This window comes from Fulvimarina fulva, from assembly GCF_039652615.1.
Classification (GTDB): domain Bacteria; phylum Pseudomonadota; class Alphaproteobacteria; order Rhizobiales; family Rhizobiaceae; genus Fulvimarina.
The window spans coordinates 42563-54933 of sequence record NZ_JBDJAC010000014.1; the positions used below are offsets into that span (position 1 = coordinate 42563).

The following is a 12371-nucleotide window of genomic DNA, read 5'->3' on the forward strand; positions in this document are numbered from 1 at the left end:
CCGGACGCGAACAACCAACATTGTCTCGCAGTCTTCCGGAAAAGGTTTAAGCTTTGGTTCACCATAACGACAAATTTTGAGCGGTTTTTCGAGCCGCAGTCCGGAGCGACCGGTCGAGAGCCCGCTCAGAGGCAGTCCGCTCGATCCAGCCGGACTGCCGATCAACACCCGCGCGGGGCGTGAGCACCTTTGAAAACCGCGATCGCGGAGCGCTCGGGCCGATGTCCTATCAGATATCGCTTCCATCCGGTCGTTTTGGACGCGGCATGGTGAAGACATCGTCAGCGATGGCATAGTCCAGATAGCCGAGGCGGGCGAGGGGGGCCGCGAGCGCCATGTCGATGCGGCCGTCCGCAAGAATGCTTTCGTCGATATGGATGCCGATCACCTCGCCGATGACCACGACATTCGCCGATTCACCGTTTCGGCCGCGCGGGCGGAAGCTCTGCGTCACCACGCATTCGAGCGCCGCGGGGCTTTCGGCGACGCGCGGTGCCTTGATCAGCCGGGACGGTGCCTTCGTCAGGCCTGCCAGTTCGAACTCATCGACATCGGAGGGCGCGGGGGCGGAGGTCTTCACCACCTCACGCACGAGCTTGCCCGTTGCGAGATTGCAGACGAACTCACCGCTCGCGATCGCCGTTCGCGCCATATCCTTGACGCCGGCCGAAGAGACCATCACCAGCTTCGGGTTGTCGCCGATCGCGTTGAAGAAGCTGTAGGGCGAAAGATTGGCGATGCCGTTCTCATCGAGGGTGGAGATCCACCCGATCGGGCGCGGCGAGACGATAGCCTTGAACGGGTCGTGCGCAAGGCCGTGCTCGTTGGTATCGGTTGTGTAGAACATTTACACGTTCGGCCCTTCATAGGTGGTGACGAGTTCGGAAAGCGTTGGACGTGGGCGATCGGAGGGCGCCTCGCCGGGCGTTCCGATATAGATGAAGCCGGCGACGTTCTCCTCGGGCGTAATGCCAAGAAGCCTTTTGGCTTCGTCGTCGTAAGCTGGCCATTCGGTGAGCCAGGTTGCCGCAAAGCCCTTGGCGTTCGCTGCATGGATGAGGTTCATGCAGACCGCACCGGCCGACATCTGCTGTTCCCACACCGGTATCTTCACATGCTCGGCTGCCGTGGAAATCACTGCCACGACCAGTGGCGCGCGGGAAAAGCGGGTGCGCTCGACCAGGTCCCGCGCTTCGCCGAGAGGGCCTTCCCGCTCGATGACGAGCTCCGCAAGGGCAGAACCGGCAGCTGCCGCGCCGTCGCCGTGCAGCAGGATGAACCGCCAGGGTGCGAGCTTTCCATGGTCGGGCACGCGTGCCGCGATGGTGAGGATGTCGGTGAGTTCGCTCGCGGACGGTCCCGGTTCACTGAGCGCGGGAATGGGACGGGAGCGGCGCGCGGAGAGGTAATCGAGAAGATCGGGCAAGGGATGGCTTTCGATCGCGAGGCGAAATCGATGCGCCCTGAACAAGCGGCGCATCCTGTGTTTGATGGATACGAGCCTTGGCTATAAGGTGTTGAATTGCGGATTCAAGGCGAACTATCGCTTGTCCCGGCGTGACTTCGCCATGATCTGGCCTCAGGAGAAGAGTTTCGAACCTGGCTTGTGCCGGTGACCGCCGAAACCAGAGGAGACCTGAAGTTCAGCCATGCGTGCCCGCTCTCATCTTTCAGGGATTGCCCATGTCGTTCTTCTTGCCCTGGCTTTGATCCTCGCAGGAGCGACATCCTCCTTCGCCCAGGCCAGTTTCATCGATCGCGGCATCGAGGGCTTCTTGAGTGGAGGCTCGGAGGACCGGCCGAACGTCTACGCTTCGCCCTCAGCCAGCGAACTCTTGCCCAATTCGGCGGATGTCGGCGTGCCGCAAAGACGATCCCTGCGCACATTCGATCCGATCGCGCTGCCCGAGCCCGCCGCCAAGTCCGGCTTGTCGTCGCTCGACATGCCGAACCTTCCCGCATACGCGCCGCAATTCAACGTGGACAAGAATGCGTTTCGTCCCAATGCCGAACTCGTGCTCGAAGCCAAACTCTCCGATGATGGCGAGCCCGTTCCGGGCGGTCTCGTCTGGCGCCTGTTTTCTGCGGTGCCGCAGCTGAACGGCCGGTCTTCCCTGATCGCCACCTCGAAGGAAGCAAGCCCGAGCTTCAACGTGCCGCCCGGCGCCTATGTCGTCCATGCGACGTTCGGGCGGGCGGGCGTCGTCAAGCGGATCGATTTCAACGGCGTCAGCGTCAAGGAGGTCGTCGTGCTCGGCGCGGGCGGGCTCAAGCTCGATGCAACCGTGTCCCGCGAGGGCCAGAGCGCGATAGGCTCGCGTCTGAAATTCGACATCTACGCCGATGCCGAACGCGACAGCGACCGCGAACTCATCGCAAGCGGTGTCGCACCCGGTGAAGTGGTGCGCCTCAATGCCGGGATGTATCACGTGGTTTCGACCTACGGTTCGATCAATGCGCGCACGCAGGCCGATATTCGCGTCGAGGCCGGCAAGCTGATCGAGGCGACGCTTCAGCATCGCGCGGCACAGCAGACCCTGAAGCTTGTCCGCGAGCACGGCGGCGAGGCGATCGCCGGAACCGCCTGGACGGTCACCAGCATGTCGGGTGATATCTTGCGCAAGAGCGCCGGCGCCTTCGCTTCCATGGTTCTCGCGGAAGGCGACTACATGGCTGTGGCGCGCAATCGCGACACGACCTATCAGCGCAGCTTCAGCGTGAAGGCCGGTGAGGACGGCGATGTGGAGATTCTTCTCAGCGATCTGGTCGAGACGACATCCGGCGATTGATATAACGGTGTTTCGGGCGCCCGATTTCCGGCCTTGACCGGCTTGAATCGGGGTGACTTTCGCCACACTCTCATGCTGAGTGCGCGCACCGCCAATTCCTGTCAGGACCGAAATCGTTTCAATGAACTCCGATGATCCAATTCGCCAGCGCCTTGTGCTGCTCACCACGCCGCTTGCCGACGACGAGGCCGAAGAAGCTATCAAGCGCGCGCTTTCGGGCGGCGACGTCGCATCCGTCCTGATCGATCCGGCGGGCCGCGAGCATGCGGCCTTTCAGATCTTCGCAGAAAAGCTGGTGCCGATCGTTCAGGAGGCCGGCGCTGCTGCGATCATCGTCGACAACACCCAGATCGCGGGCCGCACGCGGGCCGACGGCATTCATCTGACGGATGGAAACGTCGAGGCGCTCGCCGACGCCATCGAGGCTCACGCGCCAAAGCTGATCGTCGGGGGATCGGGCTTCGAGACCCGGCACAGCGCGCTGGAAGCCGGCGAAGCGATGCCGGACTATCTCCTGTTCGGGCGTCTGGGGCAGGACGCGGAAGAGACGCCTCACCCCAAGACGCTGTCGATGGCCGAATGGTGGGCCGCCATGGTCGAGCTTCCCTGTATCGCGCTCGGTGCACGAACCTTCGAGAGCGTCGAGGCGGTCGCCGAGACCGGCGCGGAGTTCATCGGCCTTTCCGCCTTCGTCTTCGATGCGAAGGGCGAGGAGGATGCGAGGGTGACGGAGGCCAATCGCCTGCTCCAGGAGAAGTTCGAAAGGGAGAAGGCCGAGGCCCGTGAAAGGGCGAACGCATGAAGCGGGCGCTCGCCTCGGGCGTGGCTCTCGCGGCCGTTCTCGGCCTGGGGGTCGGTTCGCCTGCCATGGCGCAGGTTGAGGGGCTTCCCGCGACGCCTGGTCAGGCAAACCCGGGCGAGCTCCTGCCGCTGCCCGATCTGCGTCTCAACCTTGCACCGACGACGGGTGCCGGGTCGACGGGTGAGCCGAATTCCAGCACCCGTGCCTATGCCGAATATCAGATCGGGAATTACCTTACCGCGAAGTCGATCGCCGAGCCGCTCGCAAAGCTCGGTGACGCGAAGGCGCAAGCCCTCCTCGGGGAGATCTACAGCGAGGGCCTCGGGGTTCCGATCGATGCCGACGAGGCCGCACGCTGGTTCGAGGCGGCGGCCAAGAGTGGCGACCGTGCAGCCCAGTTCGAATTCGCGATGCTTCTGCTTTCCGGCACCGGGATTGCGCGCGACGAACAGCGCGCCTTGGGTCTTCTGAAGGAAGCGGCGGACGCCAAGCTCCCGCTCGCCGAGTTCAACTATGCCCAGCTTCTCGTGCGAACCTCGCCGACCAGCGGTTTTGCCGACGCGCTTCCCTATTTCCGCTCAGCGGCCGATGCCGGGATTGCCGATGCGCAATATGCCATGTCGCAATTGCTCGCGACCGGACGGGGCACGGACAAGGACGAGGCCGAGGCGCGCCTATGGCTTCGCCGCGCGGCGATCAACGGCTTTTCGATCGCCGAGATCGAATATGGCATCTGGCTGATCAATGGTCGGGGCGGGCAGGCAAGGCCGAGGGAAGGCTTCTCCTTTCTGAAATCCGCCGCATTGCGCGGCAATCCGATCGCGGTCAACAGGGTGGCCCATCTCTACAAGGATGGTCTCGGGACAGAACCGAACCGGGAAGAGGCCGCGAAATGGGCGGTCATCGCCAAACGGCTCGACAACAGCGATCCCGCGCTCGATACCTTCTTCAACGGCTTGAGCGACGAGGCGCGCAAGACGGCCCTGGAGGAGGCCAACAGGTTCACCGCCGGCTGATTTCAAGCGCCTTTGCTTGCCTCCTCCCGCAACGGCGCTTGAAGCAGAACCGGATTTGTGGTGTTGAGCACTCGGCTTGCGGTGCGCATCGTCCATGTGCCCGCCACGACGCCTGCCGGTTCGAGCTGCGAGGTTCCGATTGCGCGCCACCGGACGATCAAACGAAATGGTTTCGAGACAGATATGAAGATCAACGGAAACGAAATCCGCGCCGGTAACGTCATCGAGCACAAGGGCGGTCTTTGGGCTGCCGTGAAGACTCAGCATGTCAAGCCGGGCAAGGGCGGCGCCTTCGCGCAGGTGGAACTGAAGAACCTGATCGACGGCACGAAGCTGAACGAACGCTTCCGCGCCGCCGAAACGGTGGAGCGCGTCCGGCTGGAGCAGAAGGAATATCAGTTCCTCTACGCTGAAGGCGAAATGTTGGTCTTCATGGATTCCGAGACCTTCGAGCAGCTTGAGCTGATGAAGGATTTCGTCGGGGATCGCTCCGCCTTCCTGCAGGACGGCATGACGGTCACCGTCGAGCTCTACGAGGAAAAGGCGATCGGCATTCAGCTTCCCGATCAGGTGGTGCTCGAGATCACCGAGGCCGATCCGGTGGTGAAGGGCCAGACGGTCTCTTCGTCCTACAAGCCGGCGCTGATGGAAAACGGGATCAGGGTCATGGTCCCGCCGTTCATTTCGGCCGGTGAAAAGATTCTCGTCGATACCAACGAGATCACCTATCTGAGACGCGCCGAATAGGCCTTTTCCGGCTTCAAAAGCGACAAGGCGAAGCTCTGGAGCGGAATGCGGACGGTCGGTTCACCCGAATTCCGCTCCAGGGCCGATCCATCATCCGAGACGGCGCGATGAGCGCGCTCATTTGCATTCGACTTCGACAGGATACCCATGGCCCGTTCCGCGCTCCTCAACGTCATGACCCAGGCCGCAACAAAGGCCGGACGCGGCCTGGCGCGCGACTTCGGCGAGGTCCAGCACCTTCAGGTTTCCATGAAGGGTCCGGCGGACTTCGTGTCCTCGGCCGACCGCAAGGCCGAAGAGGTCGTTTTCAAGGAACTCTCGCGAGTGCGGCCCGACTGGGGCTTCCTGATGGAGGAACGCGGTGCGATCGAGGGCAAGGACCCCCAGCATCGCTGGATCGTCGATCCGCTCGACGGCACCACGAACTTCCTTCATGGCCTGCCGATGTTCGCGGTCTCGATCGCACTGGAACGCGACGGCGAGATCGTCGCGGCGGTGGTCTTCAATCCGGCGATGGACGAGATGTACACCGCCGAAAAGGGGGGCGGCGCCTATCTCAACGACCGGCGCATCCGCGTTGCCTCGCGCAAGACGCTTCCCGAAGCGCTGTTTGGAACGGGTATACCCTTCCTCGGCGTGGGTGATCACCCCGGCTTTCTTTACGAGTTGCGCCAGCTGATGGGCGAGAGCGCGGGCATCCGCCGCTATGGCGCGGCAGCGCTCGATCTCGCCTTCGTCGCGGCCGGGCGGCTCGACGGTTTCTGGGAACGGGCGCTCAAGCCGTGGGATCTTGCGGCCGGCGCCTTGCTGGTGAAGGAGGCGGGTGGCCTCGTCACCGGGCTTGAGGGCGAGACCTTCGACCATATTCGCGGCGATATCGCCTGTGGCAACGAATTCATCCACAAGGCCCTCGTGGGGCAGCTGAAACAGGCCTCGACCAAGCGGCAGGCCGCGCGCCGCGCCGGGGAATCGCGCGAAACGGGCGAAGTGGATCCCAACGCTCCGGCCTGAATTCTCCCGGAAGCTGGTCATAATTTAACCGTGCAAGGCCCCCGAAAGGCCCTCCGTGTTTCAAATGTTGCCGTAATTTCCTATTGTCTGGAGATACACGCCGTGCGTCCGGGCAATTCGTTCGACTGTCGGTCGATCAGGCGGCATAGCCGGCAACACAACGGGGCATAATGAAACTCTTCAGTTCGAAGACCGAAACGGATGCCAGACCGCGGGCATATGATCCGACGCGGCTATCGAGCCCCATGGTCTTCCTGTGGTCGATGCTGGTCTTCCTGGCGCTTGTCGGCTTCGTCGTCATGATCCTCGGACGCCAGGTCTCCCAGGCCTTTGCGACCAATCCCGGTCTCAACGGCCTCATCGTCGGCGTTCTCTTCGTCGGTGTCGTTCTGGCGCTGCTTCAGGTCTGGCGGCTCTCGCGCGAGGTGCGCTGGGTCAACGCCTATCGCGACGGCGACAAGAGCTTCAACAGCATGAAGGACCCGGTGCTGCTTGCGCCCATGCGCGCGCTCATCGGCAGCCGTCGTACGATTTCGCTCTCGACCACATCCATGCGCTCGATCCTCGATTCGATCGCCACCCGCCTCGACGAGACGCGGGACATCGCGCGCTATCTCATCGGACTTCTGGTTTTTCTCGGCCTGCTCGGCACGTTCTGGGGCCTCCTGCGCACCATCGGCTCGATCGGCGCGACGATCCAGGGGCTCGATCCCACGGGCGGCGATACGGCAAGCGTGCTCGATTCCTTGAAGGCGGGCCTTGCCGCGCCGCTCGCCGGCATGGGAACGGCCTTCTCGTCTTCGCTCTTTGGTCTTTCGGGCTCTCTCGTCCTCGGGTTTCTCGATCTGCAGATCGGGCGGGCACAGAATCGCTTCTACACCGAGCTCGAAAACTGGCTTTCATCCGTAACCGATGTCGGCTCGGACATGGTGCTACCGCCGAACCAGCAGGGGGCGGTTACCGCCGATGGAAACGAGGAGTTCAAGCGGCTGACCGAGCGGCTGGACCGGCTCGTGCAGGACCAGTCGAACTCTCCGAAGACGAGTGCGGCGATGGCGAATCTCGCCGAGAGCATTCAGGGCCTCGTTCAGCACATGCGGTCCGAACAGCAGATCATGCGCGATTTCGTGGAAAAACAGGCCGACGAGCAACGCGAGCTTCGCCTGGTGCTCGATCGTCTGTCGCGCTCAAACGGCACTGATGGCGGGGGAAGCTGATCGATGGCCCTCTCCCGTAACAGACGAAGTGGTGGCGGGAGCGCGGATTACTGGCCGGGCTTCGTCGATGCGCTTTCGACGCTGCTGCTGGCGATCATGTTTCTCCTGTCGGTCTTCGTGCTGGCCCAGTTCATTCTAAGCCGCGAGATTTCCGGGCGGGACGAGGCGCTCGACCGGCTGAACGGGCAGATCGCCGAACTGACGCAGCTCCTCGCGCTGGAACGCTCGAACGCCCAGGACAGCGAGGACCAGATCGCATCGCTGAGGGCATCCCTGGGGGCGCTGGAGGACGAGCGCTCCCGGCTTCAAAGTGCCCTTGAATCGGGCAGCGGTTCGACAGCGGCCGCGAATGCGACGATCAGCGCCCTCGAGGACAATCTCGAACAGGAAGAGTCGATTTCCCAAAGGGCGCGCTCCCAGGTTGAACTTCTCAATCAGCAACTCACAGCGCTTCGCCAGCAGATCGCAGCTCTCGAATCCGCCCTAGAGGCGTCGGAAAGCCGAGACCAGGAGAGCCAGACCAAGATCGCCGATCTCGGCCGCAGACTGAACGTCGCGCTGGCTCAGCGGGTGCAGGAATTGAACCGCTACCGGTCCGATTTCTTCGGCCGCTTGCGCGAAATTCTCGCCGACCGGGAGAATATCCGCATCGTCGGCGATCGCTTCGTCTTCCAGTCGGAAGTGCTGTTTCCCTCGGGCAGCGCGAATCTTCAGACGGCAGGCACCGACGAACTCGACCAGATGGCGAGCGCAATCCGCGACCTTGCGCGCGAAATTCCCTCGGACATCAACTGGATCGTTCGCGTCGATGGCCATACGGACAATGTGCCGTTGTCCGGCACCGGACAGTATGACGACAACTGGGAGCTTTCGGTCGCGCGCGCGAGTTCGGTCGTCAAATATCTGGTCAGTCAGGGTGTTCCGGCCGAACATCTGGCCGCCACGGGCTTTGGCGAGTTTCAGCCGATCGAAGAGGGCGATACGCCGGAAGCGCGCCGCCGCAATCGCCGGATCGAGTTCAAGCTGACCGAGCAGTAGAGGCGAGACACCGCGCTCTGGACGCCAAATCGGCCAAGCCTATTTCCGGGCACATGACGCGTCACCTGAGCGAATCCGCCGACTGGACCTATCTCTGCCAGGAATTCGATACTGTCTATCGGTACGGTTCGGCGGGCGGCAGCAAGGTGATCAGAAGCCATCGCAGGCGAGTCCGAGATCTCTTGTCTTCGATCGTCGATGAAAACCCCGAAATCGTCGAGCGGGAGCCCCAGTCCAAGCCGGTGGTCGATCATCTGGCCCGCGCGCTCGATCTTGGCGTTTATGGCCCGATGCACGGTTTTGCCCGCATCCTCACCCGGATCGCACCCGATCTGGCTTGGGAATACGGCTATGAAAGCGTGCCGAAAGGCCTTGCGAAACGGTTTGCCTATACTGAGTTTCTTGGGCCGCGTGGTCCTATCCCAACGGACCGGCTGATCCTTGGCGCCGTGCTCTTCGCACCGAACACGACCTATCCGCAGCACAATCATCAGGACATCGAGGAGAGCTATGTCTCGATCGCCGGTGCCTGGTCGGAAAACGACGCGGCGGTCTATGCGCCGGGCTCGCTCATCCTCAACCGTTCAGGAGAGCAGCATCGCATCACCACCGGTGGGGTCGATCCTTGCCTCCTCGTCTATGCCTGGATCGGCCCGGCCGATCGTCTCACGGCGCCCGGCATGAAGTTCTCGCCGGGCCGCCGCACGCCAGCCGGAAAACCATCAGACGTGAACGTGCGGAGTTGAACAGACGCGGCCGGCTGCAGATTGACCTTTGGTGAAACTGACGGCAGCATCCCCATCGTGCGGTTGGGAGACCGCTCGAAACGCACGCCGTAAAGGCGGCAAAGGGAGGAATTCATGAAGACTTGGCTTCTGGCCTCGGCGGCTGTGCTCGCCCTGACGGTCGCATCCGGCGCGCAGACGCAGGACATCCCCGACAACATGGAAAAGCTGCAGGGCATGCAGTCGACCGGCACGTCGATGGAATTCAAAACCGTCGACCAGACCGGCGACTATGCCGATCAGCTGAAGAAGAATCTCGAACAGATCAAGCTGCCGGACGGCTTCAAGATAGAACTCTACGCCGTCGTCCCGGACGCCCGGCACATTGCGAACGGGCCCCAGGGCGTTGCGACTTTCGTGGGAACGCGCAAGCAGAATGTCTGGGTGGTCACCGATCGCGACAAGAACCGCGTGGCGGACGAGGTGAAGGAATTCGCGCCGTCGATCGACTTCACGATCCCGAACGGCGTCTGCTTCTCCGATGACGGTTTCCTCTACATCGCCGAGCAGAACCGCGTCCTGGTGCTGCCGGCGGCGGAATTCTTCTACGAAAGTCCGGATGTCGCCGTGGGCGTCGTTACGCCGCAGGGCGAGCTCGTTCCGAAGTCGGAGGAGAGCTTCAACCATACCGCCCGCGTCTGCCGGATCGGACCCGACGACCGCCTCTACATCTCGCTCGGCCAGCCCTACAATGTGCCGCCGAAGGAGAAGATGGACCTCTACAAGAAAGAGGGCATCGGCGGCATCATTTCGATGAAGCGCGACGGCTCGGACCGTCAGGTCTATGCGACCGGGGTGCGCAATTCGGTCGGCATGGATTTCGACCCGCAGAGCGGGAAGCTCTGGTTCACGGACAACCAGGTGGACGGCATGGGGGACGATATCCCGCCCGGCGAGATTAACATGGCGGAAAAAGCCGGCCAGAATTTCGGCTTCCCCTGGTATGGCGGCGGCGACGTGCGCACCAACGAGTACAAGGACGAGGACATTCCGGCGGACGTCGTCATGCCGCAGGCCGAGACGGTGGCCCACGCGGCCGATCTCGGAATGGACTTCTACGGCGCGGACAGTTTCCCGGAGAAATACCGGGGCGGAATCTTCTCGGCCCAGCACGGGTCCTGGAACCGCACGGAGCCCGTCGGTGCGCGCGTGATGTTCACGCCGCTTAACGAGGACGGGACCGCCGGCGAGCCGGAGCCTTTCGCGGAAGGCTGGCTGACTGACAGCGGCGAATATATCGGCCGGCCGGTCGACGTCTCGGTGATGAAGGACGGATCGCTGCTGGTTTCCGACGATCTGGCAGGCGCGCTCTACCGGATCTCCTACGAGCAATAGACCTCGCCGGGTTCGAAATCCTGGGCGGCGCGGACATCTGGTCGCGCCGTCCGATCTCCGTCATGCCAATCCAGGATCAAGAGAATGATCGTTCGGCTCGTCCTCTCCGCAGTCATGATCTCGACTTTCGCGTTGCCGGCGCAAGTCCTCGCGGCCGATGCCGCCGCAGGGCGGGAGAAGGCCTCTCAATGCGCAACCTGCCATGGCAAGGACGGCATCGCGGTCCAGCCCGATGCGCCGAACCTTGCCGGCATGAGCCCGATCTATACCGAGGCTCAGCTCAAGGCCTTCAAATCGGGCGAGCGCCAGCATCAGCAGATGTCGATCATCGCATCCAGCCTCAGCGACGAGGACATCGCGGACCTTTCCGCCTGGTATGCCTCGATCGAGGTGACGGCGACGCTTCCGCAGAAATGACACCAGAACGCGATGAGTGACCTCATCACGGTTTGGCGGAAGGTCATCGCTCGTTTCCGGGTGACCCGGTTCGACATGTGGGCTGCTCGTACATAGCTCTGGTCCCGCACCGGATCCGAGAAAGGAATTCCCATGACCCACACGACCCCGACACCGGGACAGACCGCACCGCAGCTTCAGGTGGAGGCGCTTGGCGGCGAGGCGATCGATCTTCGAAGTGACCGGCCCGAAAATTTCACCCTCGTCTTCTTCTATCGCGGATTGCACTGTCCGATCTGCCGCAAGCAGCTCGAGGAATTGAACGGGAAGCTCGACGCCTTCAGGCAAATCGGCGTGAAGGTTCACGCCATTTCGATGGACGAAAGGGATCGGGCCGAGAAACAGAAGGCCGAATGGTCGATCGACGATCTTGCCATCGGCTATGGCCTCAGTGAGGCGAGCGCGCGCGAGTGGGGTCTCTATATCTCGAAGAAAGAACAGGATGCCGAGCCTGCGCGGTTCGCAGAGCCGGGTATCGCGGCGATAAGACCTGACGGAACGCTCTACTCGCTCCACCTCCAGAACGTCCCCTTCGCCCGGCCGACGCTCGACGGCCTGATCGAGGGGCTGACGTTCATTATCGAGAAAGACTATCCGGTCCGCGGCACTCTCGCCGCCTGATTCCTGAGGACGATGTCACCGACAGACAAAAGAAAAGGGCCCGCAAGGAGCCCTTTTCTCGTTTCAGTGGGCAAAAGCCCAAAACCTATGCGGTAATTACTGTGCAGTGACCGTCGTCTGGACGAGTTCGCCATCGACCTTGATCGGGCCGTCTTCGGTGGCGCCGAGCGTGTATTCGAACACGCCTTCTTCATTGCCGCCGGCCTCGGAGTGGACCATCAGCATGAGCATGTCGCCGCTTGCGACCTCTTCATCGAGATCCGCCGTCACGTTCTCGTTCTCGCCCGCCTGGAGCGCGGTGTGGCCGACGACCGGGCCGGGCTTCATGTCGGCATCGGTGCGGTGAACGACGAGCCAGCCGGCTTCGGGAGCGGTTACGGATTCAGCCGTCACGGAGCCGCCGGAAACGTCCTGATTGGAGGCGGTGACGCCTGGCGTCATGTTGTCGGACTGCGCGAAAGCTGCCGTAGCGAAGCCAGCGGATGCGAGAAGTGCAATCATCGTGCGGGTCATGTAGAATCCTTCCGTTATCTTCACATCCTGTTTCGGATGTT

The 12371-nt window shown here is 62.6% G+C and carries 15 protein-coding genes; 11 read left to right on the forward strand and 4 right to left on the reverse strand.

Annotation, left to right across the window (positions count from 1 at the left end; translation table 11 throughout):
- Positions 1-229 precede the first annotated feature (229 nt).
- Together ABDX79_RS16695 and ABDX79_RS16700 are read right to left on the reverse strand one after the other, a co-directional pair.
- Positions 230-847 carry a flavin reductase family protein gene (locus tag ABDX79_RS16695; protein ID WP_346221441.1) on the reverse strand — a complete coding sequence of 206 codons (618 nt, stop codon included), beginning with the start codon at positions 845-847 and terminating at the stop codon, positions 230-232.
- Positions 848-1426, reverse strand: coding sequence for a nitroreductase family protein (locus ABDX79_RS16700; protein WP_346221442.1), 579 nt, complete (start codon positions 1424-1426; stop codon positions 848-850). It abuts the gene before it with no gap.
- Positions 1427-1649: 223 nt separating this feature from the next.
- On the opposite strand from ABDX79_RS16700, the gene ABDX79_RS16705 reads away from it, so the two are divergent.
- From ABDX79_RS16705 to efp, 4 genes are all read left to right on the forward strand, one after another.
- On the forward strand, positions 1650-2789 hold the full coding sequence (locus ABDX79_RS16705; protein WP_346221443.1) for a hypothetical protein: 1140 nt from the start codon (positions 1650-1652) through the stop codon (positions 2787-2789).
- A 121-nt stretch (positions 2790-2910) separates the two neighbouring features.
- On the forward strand, positions 2911-3591 hold the full coding sequence (locus ABDX79_RS16710) for a thiamine phosphate synthase (RefSeq protein WP_346221444.1): 681 nt from the start codon (positions 2911-2913) through the stop codon (positions 3589-3591).
- On the forward strand, positions 3588-4607 hold the full coding sequence (locus ABDX79_RS16715) for a tetratricopeptide repeat protein (protein WP_346221445.1): 1020 nt from the start codon (positions 3588-3590) through the stop codon (positions 4605-4607). The genes ABDX79_RS16710 and ABDX79_RS16715 overlap by 4 nt, the downstream gene beginning before the upstream one ends.
- A 183-nt stretch (positions 4608-4790) precedes the next feature.
- The gene (gene efp, locus ABDX79_RS16720; protein ID WP_346221498.1) at positions 4791-5354 is read left to right on the forward strand and encodes an elongation factor P; all 564 of its coding nucleotides are present in this window, start codon (positions 4791-4793) and stop codon (positions 5352-5354) included.
- On the opposite strand, the gene ABDX79_RS16725 is transcribed toward efp, so the two are convergent.
- Positions 5333-5503 (reverse strand): hypothetical protein, encoded by a 171-nt coding sequence (locus ABDX79_RS16725; protein ID WP_346221446.1) that lies wholly within the window; start codon positions 5501-5503, stop codon positions 5333-5335. The genes efp and ABDX79_RS16725 overlap by 22 nt on opposite strands.
- Here ABDX79_RS16725 and ABDX79_RS16730 point away from each other — a divergent pair.
- The 7 genes from ABDX79_RS16730 to ABDX79_RS16760 all read left to right on the forward strand — a co-directional run bounded on the left by ABDX79_RS16730 (position 5502) and on the right by ABDX79_RS16760 (position 11817).
- Entirely contained in the window at positions 5502-6365 is an 864-nt protein-coding gene (locus ABDX79_RS16730) for an inositol monophosphatase family protein (protein ID WP_346221447.1), read from the forward strand. The genes ABDX79_RS16725 and ABDX79_RS16730 overlap by 2 nt on opposite strands.
- Before the next feature lie 170 nt (positions 6366-6535).
- The gene (locus tag ABDX79_RS16735) at positions 6536-7582 is read left to right on the forward strand and encodes a MotA/TolQ/ExbB proton channel family protein (protein ID WP_346221448.1); all 1047 of its coding nucleotides are present in this window, start codon (positions 6536-6538) and stop codon (positions 7580-7582) included.
- Between the two features lie 3 nt (positions 7583-7585).
- On the forward strand, positions 7586-8620 hold the full coding sequence (locus tag ABDX79_RS16740; RefSeq protein WP_346221449.1) for a peptidoglycan -binding protein: 1035 nt from the start codon (positions 7586-7588) through the stop codon (positions 8618-8620).
- Between the two features lie 53 nt (positions 8621-8673).
- On the forward strand, positions 8674-9366 hold the full coding sequence (locus tag ABDX79_RS16745; protein WP_346221450.1) for a dimethylsulfonioproprionate lyase family protein: 693 nt from the start codon (positions 8674-8676) through the stop codon (positions 9364-9366).
- A gap of 114 nt (positions 9367-9480) precedes the next feature.
- Complete coding sequence (locus ABDX79_RS16750; protein ID WP_346221451.1) at positions 9481-10740, forward strand: PQQ-dependent sugar dehydrogenase; 1260 nt, start codon at positions 9481-9483, stop codon at positions 10738-10740.
- An 84-nt stretch (positions 10741-10824) separates the two neighbouring features.
- Positions 10825-11157: a c-type cytochrome gene (locus ABDX79_RS16755; protein ID WP_346221452.1), complete on the forward strand. Its 333-nt coding sequence runs from the start codon at positions 10825-10827 to the stop codon at positions 11155-11157.
- A 132-nt stretch (positions 11158-11289) separates the two neighbouring features.
- On the forward strand, positions 11290-11817 hold the full coding sequence (locus ABDX79_RS16760; protein ID WP_346221453.1) for a peroxiredoxin-like family protein: 528 nt from the start codon (positions 11290-11292) through the stop codon (positions 11815-11817).
- Between the two features lie 96 nt (positions 11818-11913).
- Here ABDX79_RS16760 and ABDX79_RS16765 read toward each other — a convergent pair whose 3' ends face one another.
- A complete protein-coding gene (locus ABDX79_RS16765; protein ID WP_346221454.1) occupies positions 11914-12330 on the reverse strand; it encodes a DUF7282 domain-containing protein in 417 nt (138 codons plus the stop codon).
- Positions 12331-12371: the final 41 nt, after the last annotated feature.

Bases quoted from the DNA above. Each gene is read 5' to 3' on its own strand.
- ABDX79_RS16695 (WP_346221441.1), bottom strand. From the start codon at position 847: ATGTTCTACACAACCGATACCAACGAGCACGGCCTTGCGCACGACCCG.
- ABDX79_RS16705 (WP_346221443.1), top strand. From the start codon at position 1,650: ATGCGTGCCCGCTCTCATCTTTCAGGGATTGCCCATGTCGTTCTTCTT.
- ABDX79_RS16710 (WP_346221444.1), top strand. From the start codon at position 2,911: ATGAACTCCGATGATCCAATTCGCCAGCGCCTTGTGCTGCTCACCACG.
- ABDX79_RS16715 (WP_346221445.1), top strand. From the start codon at position 3,588: ATGAAGCGGGCGCTCGCCTCGGGCGTGGCTCTCGCGGCCGTTCTCGGC.
- efp (WP_346221498.1), top strand. From the start codon at position 4,791: ATGAAGATCAACGGAAACGAAATCCGCGCCGGTAACGTCATCGAGCAC.
- ABDX79_RS16730 (WP_346221447.1), top strand. From the start codon at position 5,502: ATGGCCCGTTCCGCGCTCCTCAACGTCATGACCCAGGCCGCAACAAAG.
- ABDX79_RS16725 (WP_346221446.1), bottom strand. From the start codon at position 5,503: ATGGGTATCCTGTCGAAGTCGAATGCAAATGAGCGCGCTCATCGCGCC.
- ABDX79_RS16735 (WP_346221448.1), top strand. From the start codon at position 6,536: ATGAAACTCTTCAGTTCGAAGACCGAAACGGATGCCAGACCGCGGGCA.
- ABDX79_RS16740 (WP_346221449.1), top strand. From the start codon at position 7,586: ATGGCCCTCTCCCGTAACAGACGAAGTGGTGGCGGGAGCGCGGATTAC.
- ABDX79_RS16745 (WP_346221450.1), top strand. From the start codon at position 8,674: ATGACGCGTCACCTGAGCGAATCCGCCGACTGGACCTATCTCTGCCAG.
- ABDX79_RS16750 (WP_346221451.1), top strand. From the start codon at position 9,481: ATGAAGACTTGGCTTCTGGCCTCGGCGGCTGTGCTCGCCCTGACGGTC.
- ABDX79_RS16755 (WP_346221452.1), top strand. From the start codon at position 10,825: ATGATCGTTCGGCTCGTCCTCTCCGCAGTCATGATCTCGACTTTCGCG.
- ABDX79_RS16760 (WP_346221453.1), top strand. From the start codon at position 11,290: ATGACCCACACGACCCCGACACCGGGACAGACCGCACCGCAGCTTCAG.
- ABDX79_RS16765 (WP_346221454.1), bottom strand. From the start codon at position 12,330: ATGACCCGCACGATGATTGCACTTCTCGCATCCGCTGGCTTCGCTACG.